The organism is Actinokineospora xionganensis, assembly GCF_014323725.1.
Lineage (GTDB): Bacteria > Actinomycetota > Actinomycetes > Mycobacteriales > Pseudonocardiaceae > Actinokineospora > Actinokineospora xionganensis.
Map to the genome: position 1 here is coordinate 158,143 of NZ_JABVED010000014.1, position 16,967 is coordinate 175,109.

9 protein-coding genes are annotated in these 16,967 nt (G+C 72.3%); 2 read left to right on the top strand and 7 right to left on the bottom strand.

Annotation, left to right across the window (positions count from 1 at the left end; all coding sequences use genetic code 11):
* Nucleotides 1–23 precede the first annotated feature (23 nt).
* Together GPZ80_RS23585 and GPZ80_RS23590 are read left to right on the top strand one after the other, a co-directional pair.
* Nucleotides 24–7,028 (top strand): non-ribosomal peptide synthetase, encoded by a 7,005-nt coding sequence (locus tag GPZ80_RS23585; RefSeq protein WP_187223241.1) that lies wholly within the window; start codon nt 24–26, stop codon nt 7,026–7,028.
* Nucleotides 7,029–7,032: 4 nt separating this feature from the next.
* Nucleotides 7,033–7,503: an aspartate kinase family protein gene (locus GPZ80_RS23590; RefSeq protein ID WP_187223242.1), complete on the top strand. Its 471-nt coding sequence runs from the start codon at nt 7,033–7,035 to the stop codon at nt 7,501–7,503.
* Between the two features lie 233 nt (nt 7,504–7,736).
* On the opposite strand, the gene GPZ80_RS23595 is transcribed toward GPZ80_RS23590, so the two are convergent.
* Genes GPZ80_RS23595 through GPZ80_RS23625 form a run of 7 tightly spaced genes read right to left on the bottom strand, consistent with a single transcriptional unit; the run spans nt 7,737 to nt 16,966 of the window.
* Nucleotides 7,737–9,920, bottom strand: coding sequence for a lantibiotic dehydratase (locus GPZ80_RS23595; RefSeq protein ID WP_187223243.1), 2,184 nt, complete (start codon nt 9,918–9,920; stop codon nt 7,737–7,739).
* A 2-nt stretch (nt 9,921–9,922) separates the two neighbouring features.
* A complete protein-coding gene (locus tag GPZ80_RS23600; protein WP_187223244.1) occupies nt 9,923–10,159 on the bottom strand; it encodes a phosphopantetheine-binding protein in 237 nt (78 codons plus the stop codon).
* The gene (locus tag GPZ80_RS23605; protein WP_187223245.1) at nt 10,156–11,091 is read right to left on the bottom strand and encodes a threonine ammonia-lyase; all 936 of its coding nucleotides are present in this window, start codon (nt 11,089–11,091) and stop codon (nt 10,156–10,158) included. The genes GPZ80_RS23600 and GPZ80_RS23605 overlap by 4 nt, the downstream gene beginning before the upstream one ends.
* Nucleotides 11,088–12,524, bottom strand: coding sequence for an amino acid adenylation domain-containing protein (locus tag GPZ80_RS23610; RefSeq protein WP_187223246.1), 1,437 nt, complete (start codon nt 12,522–12,524; stop codon nt 11,088–11,090). Before GPZ80_RS23610 ends, GPZ80_RS23605 begins: the two co-directional genes overlap by 4 nt.
* On the bottom strand, nt 12,524–14,827 hold the full coding sequence (locus tag GPZ80_RS23615; RefSeq protein ID WP_187223247.1) for a lantibiotic dehydratase: 2,304 nt from the start codon (nt 14,825–14,827) through the stop codon (nt 12,524–12,526). The genes GPZ80_RS23610 and GPZ80_RS23615 overlap by 1 nt, the downstream gene beginning before the upstream one ends.
* Nucleotides 14,820–16,052: an MFS transporter gene (locus GPZ80_RS23620; RefSeq protein ID WP_222719748.1), complete on the bottom strand. Its 1,233-nt coding sequence runs from the start codon at nt 16,050–16,052 to the stop codon at nt 14,820–14,822. Before GPZ80_RS23620 ends, GPZ80_RS23615 begins: the two co-directional genes overlap by 8 nt.
* Complete coding sequence (locus tag GPZ80_RS23625) at nt 16,049–16,966, bottom strand: ornithine carbamoyltransferase (RefSeq protein WP_187223248.1); 918 nt, start codon at nt 16,964–16,966, stop codon at nt 16,049–16,051. Before GPZ80_RS23625 ends, GPZ80_RS23620 begins: the two co-directional genes overlap by 4 nt.
* Between the last annotated feature and the right edge of the window lies 1 nt (nt 16,967).

A 16,967-nucleotide genomic window follows, 5' to 3' on the forward strand; every position in this document is an offset into this window, starting at 1 on the left:
GCGCGAACCGGACAAGGAGTGCGATGACCGACACCGTCGACCACGACACCTCGCGGGCCGCCCTGCGGGCGAGACTGCTGGCCAAGCGGCTGAGCGGGACCGCGACGCGGGCGCGGGACGAGATCACCCCCGCGCCGCGCGGCGGGGTCCTGCCGACCTCGTTCGCGCAGCGCAGGCTGTGGATCCTCGACCAGCTCCAGCCCGGCGGGACCGAGTACCTGCTCACCTTCGGCCTGCGGCTGCGCGGCGCGCTGTCGAAGGAGGCGGTGCGCCGGGCGCTCGACGGGCTGGCCGCCCGGCACGAGGTGCTGCGGACCCGCTACACCGTCGTCGACGGCGAACCGGTGCAGGTGATCGACCCGCCCGGGCCGGTCGAGCTGTCCGTAGTGGACATCACCGGGCTTTGCGCCGCGGAGCAAGACGAGCGGCTCGGCGAGCTGTCGACGTCGGACCGCACGCCGGTCGACCTGGTCGCCGGGCCGGTGTTCCGCGCCGTCCTGGCGATCCTCGGGCCCGACCACCACGCCCTGCTGGTCACCACCCATCACATCGCGACCGACGGCTGGTCCGAGGACGTCCTGGCCCGCGAGTTCGGCGCCCTCTACCAGGGTGAGACGCTGCCCGAGATTCCCTTGCAATACGCGGACTACGCGGTGTGGGAACGCGAATCGCTTCCCGTCGACCGCTCGCTCGACTTCTGGCGCTCGACCCTGTCCGGGCTCAGCCCGCTGCAGCTGCCGACCGACCGGCCGCACCCGCCGGTGCGCGACCACGCGGGCGCCGAGGTCACCTTCACCGTGCCCGCCGACGTCTCCGCCGCGGTGATCCGGCACGCCCGGTCGCTCGGCGCGACGCCGTACATGGCGCTGCTCGCCGCGTTCAAGATCGTGCTGGCCCGCTACACCGGCGGCACCGACATCGCGGTCGGCACGCCGGTCGCCGGACGTGAGCGGCGCGAGGTCCAAGACCTGGTCGGGCTGTTCCTCAACACCCTTGTGCTGCGCACCGACCTGTCCGGCGACCCGACGTTCACCGACGTGCTCAGCCGGGTGCGCGCCACCGCCCTGGACGCCTACGCCCACCAGGACCTGCCGTTCGAGCGGGTGGTGGACGCTCTGTCGCCCGACCGCGACCCGTCGCGCACTCCCCTGTTCTCGGTGATGTTCCTCTCCCAGGTCGGCGCGGAGGCGAGCGCCACCGCCATCGGCGGCCTGCTCGCGGAGCCGATCCACGTCGGCGAGTCGTCGGCGAAGTTCGACCTGTCGGTCGCCGTGGCCGAACGCGCGGACGGCACGCTGGCGGTCGCGCTCGACTACGCGACGGCGCTGTTCGACCGGGACACGATCGAACGGCTCGCCGGACACTTCGGCGCACTGCTGGCGGCGGTGGCCGCGAACCCGGCGACGCCGATCAGCGCGCTGGACCTGATGACGGCGGGCGAGAAGGACCGGCTGGCCGAGTGGAACGACACGGCCACCGCGTACCCGGAGGCGACCCTGCCCGCACTGTTCGCCGCGCAGGTCTCCCACACCCCCGACGCGCCCGCGGTGCGGTTCGAGGGCACGGAGCTGACCTATGCCGAGCTGGACGCCCGGGCGAACCAGGTCGCGCACTACCTGCGTTCCCACGGTGTCGGCCCGGAGTCCGTCGTCGGTGTGCGGCTGCACCGTGGCCACGACCTCGTCGCCGCGCTGCTCGGCGTGCTCAAGGCGGGCGGCGCGTACCTGCCGCTCGACCCGGACTACCCGGCCGACCGGCTCGACTTCATGGTCGGCGACTCACGAGCGGCGCTCGTCATCGACGAGGCCATCGATGTCTCCGGCTTCCCGTTGTCCGCCGTCGATCCGGGCACCACACCCGGCTCCGCCGCGTACGTGATCTACACCTCCGGCTCCACCGGCAGGCCCAAGGGCGTGCTCGTCGACCATCGCGGGATCGTCAACCGGCTGCAGTGGATGCAGTCCGCCTATGGGCTCGACGCCACGGACCGGGTCCTGCAGAAGACGCCGTACAGCTTCGACGTGTCGGTGTGGGAGTTCTTCTGGCCGCTGACCACCGGCGCCACGCTCGTCGTCGCCCGCCCCGGCGGCCACCGCGACCCGGCCTACCTGGCGTCGCTGATCGACGACGAGCGGATCACCACGCTGCACTTCGTCCCGTCGATGCTGCGGGCCTTCCTCACGGAGCCGTTCACCGGGCTGCCCTCGGTCCGCCGGATGATCTGCTCCGGCGAGGCGCTGCCCGCCGACCTCGTCACGGCGGCGCACGAGCGGATCGGCTGCGAGCTGCACAACCTCTACGGGCCAACGGAAGCGTCGGTCGACGTCACCGCGGTCCAGACCCACCCGGGCGAGCCGGTGACCATCGGCAAGCCCATCGCGAACACGCGGACGCACATCGTGGACCGCGACCTCAACCCCGTCCCCGTGGGCGTCCCCGGCGAGTTGCTGCTCGCGGGCGTCCAACTCGCCCGCGGCTACCTCGGGCGACCGGACCTGACGGCCGAGCGGTTCATCCCCGACCCCTTCGGCGGCTCCGGCGAGCGGCTCTACCGGACCGGTGACCTGGCGCGCTTCCGGGCGGACGGTCAGATCGAGTACCTGGGCAGGCTCGACCACCAGGTCAAGGTCAACGGGCACCGCATCGAACTCGGCGAGATCGAGGCCACGCTCACCGCGCATCCCGGCGTGACCGACGCGGCCGTGACCGTCCGCGACGGTGGTCTTGTGGCCTACGTGGTGGGTGACGCCGACGAGACGGTGCTCCGAGCGCACCTGCGTGAGCGGCTGCCGGAGTCCATGGTCCCCGCCCGCTGGGTGGCGCTCCCGGCGCTGCCGCTGACCGGCAGCGGGAAGACCGACCGCAAGGCGCTGCCCGCGCCCCAGAGCCGCCGGTCCGCGCTGACGGTGGCCTACGTGCCGCCGAGCAGCCCGACCGAGCATGCCATCGCGCACGCCTTCGCCGACGCCCTCGGCATAGACGAGATCGGGGTGCACGACAGCTTCTTCCAGCTCGGCGGCGACTCGATGCGCGCGATCCGGGTCGTGGGCGCCCTGCGGGAGCACGGGTTCAGCCTCGCCGTGCACGACCTGTTCACCCACCAGAGCATCGCCGCATTGGCCGCCCTGGTCGGCGATCCCGGCGCGGCCCTCGCCGACGAGCCGCTCGTGGAGCGGTTCGGCCAGCTCACCCCGGCGGACCGGGACCTGCTGCCCGCGGGACTGGTCGACGCCTATCCGCTGGCCCGCACGCAGGCGGGCATGGTCTACGAGATGCTGGCGGCCAACGACCGGGCGGTCTACCAGAACGTTTCCTGCTACCGGGTGCACGACGAGTCGCCGTTCTCCTTCGCCGCGCTGCGCGAGGCGGCCCGGATCCTCGTCGACCGGCACGAGATCCTGCGGACCTCGTTCGACCTGGCGAACTTCAGCGAGACGCTGCAGCTGGTGCACGAGCGCGCCGACCTGCCCATCGGGTTCGACGACCTGCGCGACGCCGATCCCGCCACCCAGCGGTCCATTGTGGACACCTTTCTGGTGGCCGAGCGCTCCCGCCCGTTCGACCTCGACCGCGCGCCGCTGCTGCGGTACCACGTCCACCAGATCAGCGACGGCGAATGGTGGCTCACGCACACCGAGTGCCACGCGATCCTCGACGGCTGGAGCCACACGTCGGTCGTCGCCGAGTTCATCGCGCTGTACAAGACGATCCGCCGCGGCGAGCGACCCGAGCTCGCGCCGCCGCCGGAGGTCCGGTTCGCCGACTTCGTCGCGATGGAACGGGCCGCGCTGGAGTCGGCGGAGGACCGCGAGTTCTGGCGGTCGAAGATCGGCTCGGCGGACCGGTTCGAGCTGCCCGAGGCGTGGGCGAGCGATGTCCACTCGGACAAGGCGACGATCATCGACGTGCCTTGGGCGGATCTGCTCCCCCGGCTGCGCGCCCTGGCCTCGGCGGCCAACGCCTCGCTCAAGAGCGTGCTGCACTCGGCGCACCTCACCGCGCTGCGCGTGGTCACCGGGCGGGAGCGGTTCTTCGGCGGCCTGGTCTGCAACGGCCGCCCGGAGCGGGCGCGCGGCGACGAGGTGTTCGGCATGTACCTCAACACCGTCCCCTACGCCGCGGACCTGTCCGCGCGGAGCTGGCGCGCGCTGGTCGGGCAGGTGTTCGCGGGCGAGGCCGAGCTGTGGCCGCACCGGCGGTACCCGATGCCGGCGATGCAACAGGAATGGAGCCGGTCGGCCGAGCTGATCGAGGTCGCGTTCGGCTACCTCGACTTCCACGTGCTCGACTGGAAAGCCGACTCGGTCGGCATGGTCGACGACTTCAGCCCGAGCGAGCTGGGCCTGGAGGTGTGGACGTTCCCCGGTGTGCTGCGCCTGGGCGCCCGGGAGAGCCGGATCGCCCGGCCGCACCTGGACATGCTCGGCCGCACGTACCGGCGGGTCCTCGAGGCGATGGCCGCCGACCCGGACGGCGACCCGCACGCGGTCACCCTGCACCCGGTCGACCTCGACCTGGCCCTGCGCGACGACTCCCGCCGCGTCTATCCGACCGACCGCCTGGCGCACGAGCTGATCGCGGCCCAGGCAGTGTCCACTCCGGACGCGGTGGCCCTGCGCCGCGGTGCGGACACTGAGACCGACATCGTGACCTTCAGGGAGCTCGACGACGAGGCGAACCGGATCGCGCACTGGCTGCGCGACCGAGGGGTCGGTCCGGACGTCATCGTCGCGCTTCGGCTGCCCCGCGGACCGGAGCTGGTCACCGCGATGCTGGCGGTGCTCAAGGCGGGCGGCGCGTTCCTGCCGGTGGACCCGGACTATCCGGCCGACCGGATCGCCTACATGCTCGAGGATTCCGGCACGGCCCTGGTGATCGACAGCCCGATCGACGCGGCGGAGTTGCCCCCTACCGCACCGCAAACGCTTGTCTTGCCGGACAACCTGGCCTACGTGATCTACACGTCCGGGTCCACCGGCAGGCCCAAGGGCGTCGGTGTGCCGCACCGGGGAGCGCTCAACCTGCGGCACGCGCAGCGTGAACACCTCGACGTGCGCCCGGGTGACGCGGTGCTGCAGTTCGCCTCGCCCAGCTTCGACGCCTCGGTGTGGGAGCTGCTGATGGCGCTGACCAACGGCGCCGCGCTCGTCCTTCCGCCCGCCGACGCTGATCCCGGCGACCTGCGGACACAGGCGGGCGTGGTGACCCACATGACGCTGCCACCGTCCATTCTGGACAAGCTGGAGCCCGCCGACTTCCCGGCGCTGCGTGTGCTGGTGTCCGCGGGCGAGGCGTGCCCGCGGGAGCAGGCGGTCCGCTGGGCCGCGCACGCGCGGTTCATCAACGCCTACGGCCCGACCGAGACCTCGGTGTGCGCGACGCTCACCGACGTGCCCGCCGACATCGCGGGTTCGCCGTCCATCGGCGGCCCCATCGGCAATGTGCGCGTCCACGTGCTCGACGAGAAGCACCGCCCGGTGCCCCTCGGCGTGCCCGGTGAGCTGTGCGTGGGCGGGCAGGCGCTGGCCCGCGGCTACCTCAACCGTCCCGACCTGACCGCTGACCGGTTCATCCCGGACCCGTTCGGCGGCCCGGGCGAACGGCTCTACCGCACCGGCGACATCGTCACCCGCGGGCTCGACGGGGAGCTGCGGTACCGGGGCAGGCGCGACAACCAGGTCAAGGTGCGGGGTTTCCGTATCGAGCTCGGCGAGGTCGAGGCGGCGCTGACCGCGCACCCGGAGGTCGCGGCGGCTGTGGTGACCGTGCACAACCAGACCCTTGTCGCCTACACCCGGCCCGCGCCGGGTCCCGGGGCCGCCGAGCTGCGCGAGCACCTGCGCGGCCACCTGCCCGCGCACCTGCTGCCGTCGCAGTACATCGCGCTGGACGACTTCCCGCTCACCCCGGCGGGCAAGATCGACCGGGTCGCGCTGCCCGCGCCGGAGAGCACCCGGCCGGAGGAGGCCGCCACCTATGTCGAGCCGCGCACCGATATGGAGCGCACGATCGCCGCGGCCTGGGCCGACGCGCTCGGGGTCGAGCGGGTGGGCGTCGAGGACGATTTCTTCGATCTGGGCGGCCACTCGCTGGCGATGATGCGGATCATCGCCGCCCTGCGGGTGCGCCATGGCGTCGAGCTGCGGTTCCGGTCTTTCGTGGAGCACCGCACGGTCGCCGGGCTGGCGCGGACCATCGAGAGCACCGCGCCTCGGGCGGCGACGTCGAACGCGCTGCTGTGGATCCGGGAAGGTGGCACGGGCACCCCGCTCGTCTGTGTGCACCCGGGCGGCGGCAGCGCCCACTGGTACATGAAGCTCGCGCCGCATGTGCGGGAGGACGTCCCGATCATCGGCTTCGAGTGGCCCGGGCCGCACGACGGCGCCACGCCGACCGCCGAGGAGATGGCGGAGCGGTATGTGGCCGAGCTGCGCCGGACACAGCCCGCGGGCCCGTACCGGCTGTTCAGCTGGTGCGGCGGCAGCTGCGTGACCACCGAGATGGCCCACCGGCTGCGCTCGGCGGGCGAGGAGGTCACCCTGATCCTGCTGGACCCCGGGCTCGATGTGCACACGCGCACGGAGGGCTGGAGCGAGTTCGGCCTGATCAAGCGGCTCGAGGACTTGCTCACCGGGCCCGACCCGGACCTGCCGGAGCGGCGCGCGGAAATCCTGGCCCTGCTGGAGCACCTGGTCGACGACGTCGACCCGGACACCGGCATCACCTTGCCGGAACAGGGAGTCGGCGACGTCTGGCCGCGCGCGGTCCGGATCTGGCGGGAGGTCATGGAGATGGACCTGCGCTACCGCCACCGCCCCTACCCCGGTGAGCTGCACCTGATCGCCAGCGACGAGCTGACGAAGGGCGAGCACGAGGTCTCCGTCGGCCAGACCTTCGACGACTACCTCACCCGCTGGCGGGAACTGACCGACGGGGTCCATGTCCACCAGGTGCCCGGGGACCACTTCGGGGTCATGCGACCACCGAATGTATCCCTCCTCGGGGCCGCCATCAGCGGCGTCCTCTAACGCCATGGAACGCGCGATCGTGCGCGACGTGCGCATGGACCTGTCCACCGCGCGGGTGGAGGTGACCGGGGTGGGGCATCACCCCGGCACCGCCGCCCGCGTGTTCCGGCTGCTCGACACCCTGGGTGTGACCGCCACGGTGGCGGGCGGCCAGGCGGGCGTCATCACGTTCCTGGCGGCGCCCGGCCCGGCTCTGGAGCGGGCGGTGCGGCAGCTCGGACTCCGCGCCCGGGTGGACCGCGACATAGCGGTCGTCACCCTGCGGGGCGCCGGTCTGCGGACCGATCCCGCGGTCCTGTCCACCTTCTGCGAGGCCCTGCTGATCACCTCGATCCGGCTGGACCTGGTCACCGCCGAGGCGACCCGGATCTCCGCGGTGTGCGCGCGGGACCGGGCGCGGGACGCGGTGGCCGCGCTGTGCGAGGCGTTCGAGGTTCCGGTGGCCGAGCCACTCGAGGTCGCCTGCGCCGTGTGAGCACGGGAAGAGGGCGCGCGCCCCTCCCCGCCCCCTCCATCCCGCGAGTCCAACGTTCCCGACAACGAGTTCGACGTTCGGGCCCCCCGAACGTCGAACTCGTTGTCGGGAACGTTGGACTCGTTGTTCTGGATGTTGGACTCGGGGACGGGAATAGGNTTGTTCTGGATGTTGGACTCGGGGACGGGAATAGGGGCACGTCCGGGTTGGACGTGCCCCTATTCGCCGCGCTGTCAGTCGTCCACGGCCACGAACCGGAGCTCCGAGGTGTAGCCGCGGCCTTGGTCGTCGACCAGCCAAGTCTGGTCCGGGGTCGGCAGCATCTCCGTGACGGTGAACTTGCCCAGCGGATCCGTGCGGGCCAGCCTGCGGACCGCCTTGAGGAAGATCGCCACATACACCGGGCTGTCGAAGTCCACGAAGAACGGCCGGGGCTCCGCGGGCGAGACCACGAACACGAACCGCGGGAGGTCGCCCCGCCAACGCCGAGTCGACACGAACCGGCGGGCCTCGCTCTTGTCGCCGGCGAAGGCCAGATCGGCGGCGGTGAACCGCCAGGTCTCCCGGGCGACCACCATCCGGTCGATCGTCACCCGAGGCGAGTGGTCGCTTTCCGGAAGGAGCCGGAACAGGTCCATCACCATCGTCGTCAACACGTGCGAGAACACGTCGGCGAGGTCGAACTCGGTCTCGTCCGGCAGGACGGCGACCAGCCCACGAGACCGTTCGGCGACCTGGACGTCGGCGCTGAGCACCGTGCGCGGCCGGGCCGGGTCGACCGTATGGTCCACCAGCGAGACGTAGTAGTCCTCGTCGCGCACCAGCGAGTGTCGGATGCGCGCGGACAGCCGCGACCGGTGTTCCTTGGGCAGCACGGGAAGCAGCCGGGGACCCGGGTGGTCGACCGAGGTGGCCGCCAGCAGCTCCTCGGGCGCCGGGTGCTGGTTGACGAACAGCGACGACCCCAGCGTGTTGCTGGCGACGTGCAGCTCCCCCAGCACCAGGTCGCCGTCATCGGTGACCATCACATCCGGCGAGAAGTACCGCGCGGCGGCCCAGCGGGCCTCGGTTCCACCGAACGCCTCGCGCACCCGGTCCGTGATGTCCACACTGGACACCTGTACCCGGCGGCCCGCCAGCGGAAGGATGTCGGCCCAACGCTTCCAGAATTCGTGCTGCACATCGGCGGCGTCGGTCGAACCGTGCAGGACCGGCATGCACGCGAACCAGAACGTGGCCAGGTCGACGGGACCGAGTTCGTCGAACAGTTCACGCACCCGGCCCATGATCCGCTCGGCGACGGTCGATGTCAGCCAGGCCGCGGCGGTCAGCAGCAGGTCGAGCGGCGCGAGCCGCTCGACCATGTCCACGCCCAGGCGGGCGGTGGCCGAGCGGGTGCAGTCCGAGTACACGATCGCCCGGCAGGGCGCCGTGCCCGAGCCCTTCTCACGGACCGCCGCGGCCTCGGTCAGCGTGGAGAAGTCCGCCTCCACCGCCGACAGGGCCTCGACCAGCCCGTCCGGCCCGGCCGCCGCCACGGCGTCGCGGCCGCGTTCGAGCACGTCCAGCATCGCCAGGCCGCGGTCGCGGGCGGACGCGTCGCCGACCCGGTCCAGCCAGCCGCGCAGGTGTCGTTCCGGTCGCGCGTCGGCGGGCACCTCCAGCCGCCACACGACCCAGCGGCGGCGGACCAGCTCGGCGAGTTCCTCATCCGCGTCGAGGTCCCGGGCGGGCGTGATCCCGTCACAGGCGGCCAGGACCGCGAGCAGCTCGGCGGAAACCGGCTGCGGCGGCCTGCCGGGAACGACCACACCCTCGTCGGTGATCCGGACGAAGGGAACCCGGCGCGGCGCGATCCAGCCGCTCAGGTCCGGGTCGGCGCCGATCGTCTTCGCCAGAGTGTCGATGGCCCAGCTGGCGAAGTACACGTTCGTGCGAGCGACCAGACCCTCCCCGGGGTCGACTTCGATGCCGCGCGCGGTGGCGTCCCAGCGGCCCCAGCCGACCGGGCCGAAGAAGCCGATGGTGTCATTTTTGACGCAGAACCGCTGCCAGTAGTGGGCGACCAGCTCTTCGCGCTGCCGCGGCATGCTGGTGCGGCCCGCCGCGGTGGGTGTCCACGCCAGGAACGGCTCGATGCCCGAGCGCAGGACCGGACGGTTCTGCCAGGCCACCGCGGCGCGGAAGTCGGACGCGCGGGCGATGTCCTGCAGCGCCCGCGCGGTTGCCACCGCCGCCTCGCCGAAGAGGTCCTCGAACGCGGTCCACTCGGCCCCCGCCAGGTCGCCGTGGGCGAACTTGTCCGCCGCCTCGGCGATCCCCGCGGGCGCCAGGCGCAGCACGCCCGCGGCCGGGAAACCGGGCCCGCGCAAGGCGAACTGCTCCCACAGCCGCCACCTGTCTCCCAGACGCACCATCGCTACGCCGCCGAGTCGACGACGGTGGCCAGGTCCGCGGGCGACGGGTAGGCGAAGACCAGCGCGACCGGCACCTCGACCCCGAGCGCGTCCTGCAGGCGCGCGGTGATCTGGAACGCGGTGAGCGAGTCGCCCCCCGCCTCGAAGAAGTCACTCGCGGCGTCGAGCGCGTCGTCGTTGAGCGTCTCCCGGTAGATCGCGGCGATCAGCTCGGACACGTCGGCGATATTCGTGGTCATGCCAACTCCTTCTCGGTTTGGGTGAGGTGTGCGGCGGTGTTCCCGCCGGAGACGATCACGGCGGCGGTGCCGGCGAACCCGCTGGTCAGCGCCCCGGCAAGGGCGGCGGCGCCGCTGGGTTCGGCTTCGATCCCGCAGCCGCGCAACGCGGCCATCGCGTCCCTGATCGCGATGTCGGTGACGCCGACGAGGCTGTCCACGCGGCGGCGGACGATGGGAAAGGTGATGTCCCCCGGCCGCTGGCCGCGCAGCCCGTCGGCGATGGTGTCGGACGGCGGCAACTCGACGGGCCGGTTCGCGGCGACCGAACGGGCGTACCGCCTGCAGGCCATCGGCTCCACGCCGACGATCCGCACCGGGTGCGCGAGGACCGAAGCCGCCAGGCAGGTCCCGGCGAGCAACCCGCCACCGCCGGTCGGCACGAACACGACGTCGACGTGGGGCGCGGCCTCGAAGATCTCCAGCCCGACCGTGCCCTGCCCGGCGATCACCAGTTCGTGGTCGGAGGACGGCACGAACACCGCGCCGGTCGCCTCCGCGTACGCCCGAGCAGCCAACTCGCGCTGGGCGACACCCCCTGGAACGGACACGACACGGGCACCCAGGTCGCGGATGACGCCTGCCTTCGCCGCGCTGGCGCCCGCCGCCATCATGACGGTCACGCTGACCCCAAGCCGTCTGCCCAGGGCCGCCACGGCGATCCCGTGGTTTCCCGAGGACCCGGCGACAACCTCGACGGCCCGCCCGGCGAGCATCGCGTTGGCGGCGCCGCGGGCTTTGAAGGAGCCGCCGGATTGCCGGTGCTCCGCCTTGAGCAGGACGTGCGGCAGGCAGGGATCGGTGAGCAAGGGCGTCTCCCGCACATGCTCGCGGATCCGCGAGGCGGCGGCGAGCACATCGGCCAGACCTAGTTGAGTCTCGGACGTGGTCATCGCCCACCATCCACACTGGACAGTGCGCGCCGGTCGACCTTGCCGGACCGGGTCGTGGGCAATCGCTCCACCCGCTCGAACCGGCGCGGCATCATGTGCGGCGGCAGCGACTGGGCCAAGTGCGCCCGAAGAGCGACGTCCGTGATCTCCGCCAGCTCACCGGCGACATGCCCGATCAGGAACGGACGCCCTTGGGCGTCGTGATCCACCGTGACGACCGCGCCCGACACCCGAGGATGGGCGAGCAGCGCACCCTCGATCTCCGCGGGATCCACCCGATGACCCCGGATCTTGAGTTGGCGGTCGTCCCGACCGAGGAACTCGATGGTGCCGTCCGCACGAGCGCGCGCCAGGTCACCAGTGCGGTACATCCGTGAACCCGGTGCCCCAAAGGGGTCCGGGAGGAAACGGTCCGCGGTCAGGGCGGGCCTGCCCGCATAGCCGCGGGCCACGCCGACGCCACCGATGTGGACCTCGCCGATGTCCTTGGCGCGACGAAGGTCCGGATCGAGGAGATGCGCGGTGACCCCATCGATCGGAGTCCCAACAAGGTCGACCGCGGTCTCCGGATCGGCGGGCACCGAGAACCGGGTCGACGTCATCGTGCACTCCGTCGGCCCGTACTGGTTCACCAACCGCCCCGCGACCCGCGCCCGCCCACCCGCCGCCAAGAACGGACGCAGTGACTCCCCGCTGCACACCACCAGGTCCAGGTCCAGCCCGGCCTGAGCGGCGAGGAAGGACGGCGTGGTGCTCAAAATCGTGTTCACACCATGAGTCCGCACCAGGTCCGCGAACTCGACCGGGCGCAGAAGGGTCGAGCGTGGCGCCACCACCAGCCTGCCGCCGGCGACGAGCGGCGCGAAGATGTCCCGGACCGACGCGTCGTAGCCCAATGGGGCCAGTTGCACCGCCACCGTGTGCGGGCCCAAGGCGTAGTCACGCGCGATGAACCTCAGGTATGAGTGCAGGCCGCGGTGTTCGATCAGGACCGCGTTCGGCTCGCCGGTCGACCCCGACGTGTGGCTGACGTAGGCCAGCATCCGCGAGGTGACCGCGGGCAGCGACGCCGACACCGCCGCCGAGCGGAGCCGGATGGTCGGGCCCGGCACCGTCACCGGCGGATCCGCGTCGGTGACCAGGAACCGAGCCTGGCCCGACCGCGCCATCGCGTCGAGCCGGGCCCGGGGCTGGTCGACGTCGAGGGTGAGGAACGCGCCACCCGCCCGCAGGATCGCGGCCATCGCCACGGCGGCGTCGGCCTGCGACCGCGTCGCGACGGCGCACACCTGCTCCGGGCCCACTCCCGCGGCGACGAGAATTCTCGCCAGCGCGTCGATCCGGGTGACGAGCTCGCCATAGGTCCAGGAGAAGTCCGGCGTGGTGATCGCGACGCGCGACGGGTCGTGTGCGGCGATATCGTCGAGGAACATCACCGCGGGGCCTCCGACTGGTCGACGGCCACGAACCGCAGTTCCGAGGTGTACTTGTGGCCTTCGTCGTCGGTCAGCCACGCCTGCTCCGGGTCGGGCAGCATCTCGCTGACGGTGAACCGGGCCGTGGGGTCTTTGCGGGCCAGCCTGCGGACCGCCTTGAGGAAGATGCCGACGTAGACCGGGCTGTCGAAGTCCACGAAGAACGGCCGGGGCTCGGTGGCCGACACCACGAACACGAAGCGCGGCAGCTCCTGGCCCGCGCGCCACTGCCGGGTCCGGACGAACCGGCGGGCCTCGCTCTTGTCACCGGCGAAGTCAAGGTCGGCGGCGGCGAACCGCCAGGTCTCCCGGGAGACGACCATGTTGTCGATGGTCACCCGGGGCGAGTGGTCGCCGTCCAGGCGCAGGGTGAACCGGTCCATCACCCGGTTGGTCATCGCGTTGCCGAACACGTCGAGCAGCGGGAACTCGGCGCCGTCGGGCAGCACCGCCACCAGCCGCTCCCCGCGTTCGCACACGCGGACGTCGGCGCTCATGACCGTGCGCGGCCGGTGCGGGTCGGCGGTGTAGTCGACCATCCCGACGAAGTAGTCCTCCGGCCGCACCAGTGCCGGCCTGCTGCGCGCCGACCACCTCGGCGGCTGTTCCTTGGGCAGCATCGGCATCACACGGGCGCCGGGGAAGTCGGTGTCGGTCTCGGCCATCAGCTCCTCGCGCGCGGGGTGCTGGGAGACGAACAGCGACGCGCCGACCGTGTTCATCGCGACGTGCAGCTCACCCAGGACCAGGTCGAACTCGCCGCGCTCCACGGCGTCGGCGTCGTCGGCGACGATCAGCACGTCCGGGCTGATGTAGCGCGACTGGTGCCAGCCCGCGCCGGGTTCGTCGAACTCGGCCAGCACCCGGTCGGCGATGTCCGCGCTGCGCAGCCGCACTCGGCGGGCGCCGGGCGCGGCGTCGATGATCCTCGCCCAGCGCCGCCGCAGCTCGGCTTGGACACGGTCGCTGTCGGCGATCGACTCGGCGTGCGGCGCGGGCAGGCACTCGAACCACAGCGAGCCGAGGTCGACCTCGCCTTGGCGGGCGCGGACACGGTCGTACGCTTCGCGGATCCGGCCGCCGAGGACTTCGGCGAACCTATTGGTCATCCAGCGGGCCGCGGTGAGACACAGGGCCAGCGGGGTCAGCTCGTCGAGGACCGCCGTGCCGATGCGCGCGGTGGCCGAGCGGCGGGTGTCGGAGTACACCAGCGCCCGGCACGGCGCGGTCTTCCCGCCCTTCTCGCGCTGCGCGGTCGTGTCCGTCAGAGCGACGAAGTCGGCTTCCAGCGCGGCGAACGCGGCGGAGAGCTCGGCCGCGTCGTAGCCCGCCGCGGCCACCCGGTCGCGCCCGTGTTCGAGGACGTCGAGCATGCCCAGCGCGTGCCGCCTGCGCTCCGGGTCGCCGATGCGCTCCAGTGCCCGCCGCAGGTGCCGCTCTGGGTGGGTGTCCGCCGGGACCTCGAACCGCCATGTGATCCACCGCCGCCGGGTCATCTCCTCCAGCGCGGCCAGCACCTCCGGCAGGCTCGCGCCGGTCTCCGCGGCGAGATCGGCGGGCAGCCGGACCCCGTCGCACCGCGGCAGCAGGTCCGCCATCAGCGGCGGGACGTCCTGCGGCGGCCTGCCAGGAAGTGGGACGCGGCCGTCGACGACGCGCACGAACGAGACCCGGCGCGGCGCGATCCACTCGCGCAGGGCCGGGTCGGCGCCGATCGCCTTGGCCAGGGCGTCGATCCCCCAGCTCGCGAAGTACACAGTGGACTCGGCGGTCACGCCCGTGCCTGGCTCCACCACCACGCCCCGGCGCGACAGGTCCCAGCTGCCCCAGCCGACCGGCCCGAAGAAGCCGATCGTGTCGTTCTTGACGCAGAACCGCTGCCAGTAGTGGGCGACGAGTTCCTCGCGCTGGCGCGGCATGCTGGTCCGGCCCGCGGCCGACGGCTCCCACGCCAGGAACGGCGCGATGCCCGTGGTCAGCACGGCCCGGTTCTGCCACGCCACGGCCGCCTGGAACCGCGCCGACGCCGCGATCTCCTGCAGGATCGACGCCGTGCGCACGGCGGCCTCGCCGAACGACTCCTCGAACGCCGCCCAGTCCGCACCGGACAGCGGCGTGCCGGGGTCGAACTTGTCGGCGTCCTCGGCCAGTCCGGCGGGGGCCAGCCGCAGCACGCCCGAAGCGGGGAAACCGGGGCCGCGCAGGGCGAACTGGTTCCACAGCCGCCACTCGCCGACGGGCAAGTACACGTGCTCAGGCATCGCTCAAAACCTCCCGTGGGGACTCGGTGGGGACACGCAGCAGCCGCATCGCGTGCAGCAGGTTGACCGTGGCCAGGGTGGCCAGCGCGGCGACGACGAACAGCGTCGCCTGGATGCCGGCGTGCTCCATCAGGAAACCGGCGGTCAGGAAGCCGAGCGGACCGGCGATGTTGCTGATGGTGATCACCGACTGCAGCACCTTGGGCCGGTACTCGGGCGACACGCGGGCGGTCAGGATCCCGAAGAACGGCGCGTTGGACAGCGGGACGGCGGCCGCCGAGAGCGCCGCGCCGAACACCAGGACGTAGATCGGCGCGGGCAGCACCAGCAGCCACAGCGGCAGGGCCAGCAACACCACCGAGACACCCATGAGCCGCTCGGGGGTGACCCGGCTCGCCACCGCGAAGGTGACCAGCGAGCCGATCAGCGCGCCCGCGCCATAGCCGCCGACCAGCAGGCCCGCCGCGCGGGCGTCGCCGTCGAACCGGGCGTAGGCCAGGATGGGCAGCGCCAGCGCGAGCACCCGCAGCAGGAATCCGTAGACCACGGTGGAGATCACCGACTGTCCGAGGAAAGGGTCCGCGCGCAGCTTGCGCACCCCGGCCATGATCCCGGGCGGCCCACCGGCCTTCCCCCGCGCCGATCGGGCGGCGCGCGGCACGAGGAGCAGCAGCCCGCAGGACACGGCGAACGTGACCGCGTCGATCCAGAGCACCTGCGCGGCCCCGAGGAACGGGATCAGCGCGCCCGCCGTCGCCGGGCCGGCGAGTGCGGCGATGTTGACGCTGCCCTCCATCACGCCGTTGGCCTTGGTGAGCGCGCGGGGGTCGGCGCCGATCAGCTCGGCTGCCAGCACCCGCTGCGCGGCGTAGTAGGGCACGCCGAGCACCCCGATGATGGCGACGATGACGAGCAGCGCGCTCAGGCTGAGCAGCCCCATCGAGTGCAGGATCGGCACCGCGGCGATCGTGGGGGCACGCAGGGCGTCGCCGACCAGCATCGTGCGGTGGGCGCCGTAGCGCTGCATGACCTCGCCGCCGATGAACCCGAGCAGCGCGATGGGCAGGACCTGCACGGCGAACACCAGCCCGGCCCGCCAGGCCGAGCCGGTGGTCTCCAGCACGAGCCACGGCAGCGCGAGCATCGTCATCTGGGTGCCGAACGCCGAGATCCCGCCCGCGGTGAACACCGCGAGCAAGCCCGTCCGGCTGCTGTCGGCGGTCACCGGCCCGCGCACCACTGCAGCACCGCCCGCGCGCTGTGGTACTTGTTCTCGGCTTGCTCGAAGGCGATGCTCGACGGCCCGTCGAGCACCTCGGCGGTGACCTCCTCGCCGCGATGGGCGGGCAGGTCGTGCATGAACACCGCCCCTGGGCAGGACTCCATGAGCCGTTCGTCCACTTGGAACGGTTCGAAGGCGTCACGCCAATCCGGCGTGGGCTTGACCGACCCGGTCGTCTGCCAACGGGTCGTGTAGACGATGTCGACGGCGGGCAGGTCGGTCATGTCGTGGCCGTGGGTGACGACCGCGCCGCTGGTCTTGGCGCTCACCGCGGCCCGGCGCAGGAAGCTCTCCTCGACGCCGTAGCCCGGCGGTGTGCGCAGATGCAGTTCCGCTCCGCGATAGCGCGACAGGGCGAGGGTCAGGGCGGTGGCCGTGTTGTTGCCCTCCCCGACGTAGAGCACGCGCAGCCCCTCGACGTCGCCGAAGTGGCGCACCATCGTGGTCAGGTCGGCCAGCGCCTGGGTCGGGTGCTCGACCGCGCTCATCGCGTTGACCACGGCCATCCGGCTCTGCGCGGCGAACGCCCGCAGCTCGGCCTCCGGGCCCGCCGTTCGCGCGACGAGCACGTCGAGCATCCGGGAGAGCACCGCGGCGGTGTCCTCGGCGGACTCCCCCGTGTTCTCCTGCAGGTCGCCGGGACCGTAGGTGATCAGGTTGGCGCCCAACCGAAGCGCACCCGCGGAGAACGCGGTGCGGGTGCGCGTGGAGGTCTTGCGGAACAGCACGCCGACGACGGCGTCGCGCAGCGGGCGGTCGGCCTCGGCGGTCCCGGCGGCGAACTCGACGCCTCGGGCGACGATCCACCGCAGGTCGTCGTCGCCGAGGTCGTCGATGGAGATCAGGTGTCGGCGCATC

Excerpts from the sequence above, each read along its gene's own strand:
- GPZ80_RS23585 (WP_187223241.1), top strand. The coding sequence starts at position 24 with ATGACCGACACCGTCGACCACGACACCTCGCGGGCCGCCCTGCGGGCG.
- GPZ80_RS23610 (WP_187223246.1), bottom strand. The coding sequence starts at position 12,524 with ATGTTCCTCGACGATATCGCCGCACACGACCCGTCGCGCGTCGCGATC.
- GPZ80_RS23600 (WP_187223244.1), bottom strand. The coding sequence starts at position 10,159 with ATGACCACGAATATCGCCGACGTGTCCGAGCTGATCGCCGCGATCTAC.
- GPZ80_RS23625 (WP_187223248.1), bottom strand. The coding sequence starts at position 16,966 with ATGCGCCGACACCTGATCTCCATCGACGACCTCGGCGACGACGACCTG.
- GPZ80_RS23615 (WP_187223247.1), bottom strand. The coding sequence starts at position 14,827 with ATGCCTGAGCACGTGTACTTGCCCGTCGGCGAGTGGCGGCTGTGGAAC.
- GPZ80_RS23605 (WP_187223245.1), bottom strand. The coding sequence starts at position 11,091 with ATGACCACGTCCGAGACTCAACTAGGTCTGGCCGATGTGCTCGCCGCC.
- GPZ80_RS23595 (WP_187223243.1), bottom strand. The coding sequence starts at position 9,920 with ATGGTGCGTCTGGGAGACAGGTGGCGGCTGTGGGAGCAGTTCGCCTTG.
- GPZ80_RS23590 (WP_187223242.1), top strand. The coding sequence starts at position 7,033 with ATGGAACGCGCGATCGTGCGCGACGTGCGCATGGACCTGTCCACCGCG.